A 1,093-nucleotide genomic window follows, 5' to 3' on the forward strand; every position below is an offset into this window, starting at 1 on the left:
TGGCAAAAGAGAAATTTGAGCGGACCAAGCCGCACGTGAACGTGGGCACGATTGGTCACGTGGACCACGGCAAGACGACGCTGACGGCTGCCATCACCACGGTGCTGGCTGCCAAGTTCGGTGGCGCCGCCAAGGCCTACGACCAGATCGACGCGGCTCCCGAAGAAAAGGCCCGCGGCATCACCATCAACACCGCGCACGTGGAATACGAGACGGCCAACCGCCACTACGCCCACGTGGACTGCCCCGGCCACGCCGACTACGTCAAGAACATGATCACCGGTGCCGCTCAGATGGACGGCGCCATCTTGGTGTGCTCGGCCGCTGACGGCCCGATGCCCCAGACCCGTGAGCACATCCTGCTGGCCCGTCAGGTGGGCGTTCCTTACATCATCGTGTTCCTGAACAAGTGCGACATGGTGGACGACGCCGAGCTGCTGGAACTGGTCGAAATGGAAGTGCGCGAGCTGCTCTCCAAGTACGACTTCCCTGGCGACGACACCCCCATCGTCAAGGGCTCGGCCAAGCTGGCACTCGAAGGCGACAAGGGCGATCTGGGCGAACAGGCCATCATGCGCCTGGCCGACGCGCTGGACAGCTACATCCCCACCCCGGAACGTGCCGTTGATGGCGCCTTCCTGATGCCCGTGGAAGACGTGTTCTCCATCTCCGGTCGCGGCACCGTGGTGACCGGCCGTATCGAGCGTGGTGTGGTCAAGGTTGGCGAAGAAATCGAAATCGTCGGTATCGCGGCCACTCAGAAGACCACCTGCACCGGCGTGGAAATGTTCCGCAAGCTGCTGGACCAAGGCCAGGCTGGCGACAACGTCGGTATCCTGCTGCGCGGCACCAAGCGCGAAGAAGTGCAGCGCGGCCAAGTGCTGTGCAAGCCCGGCTCCATCAAGCCGCACACGCACTTCACCGGTGAGGTGTACGTGCTGTCCAAGGACGAAGGTGGCCGTCACACGCCGTTCTTCAACAACTACCGCCCGCAGTTCTACTTCCGCACGACGGACGTGACCGGCGCCATCGAGCTGCCCGAAGGCAAGGAAATGGTGATGCCTGGTGACAACGTGTCGATCACCGTCAAGCT

1 protein-coding gene is annotated in these 1,093 nt (G+C 62.9%); it reads left to right on the forward strand.

Going from position 1 to position 1,093, the window contains the following annotated elements; genetic code table 11:
* Positions 1-1,093, forward strand: a 1,093-nt coding sequence (tuf, locus tag HFL01S_RS24435) for an elongation factor Tu (protein WP_157539140.1), incomplete at both ends; no start/stop codon positions are given.

Origin of the sequence: Hydrogenophaga flava NBRC 102514 (assembly GCF_001571145.1) — a bacterium.
Classification (GTDB): domain Bacteria; phylum Pseudomonadota; class Gammaproteobacteria; order Burkholderiales; family Burkholderiaceae_C; genus Hydrogenophaga; species Hydrogenophaga flava.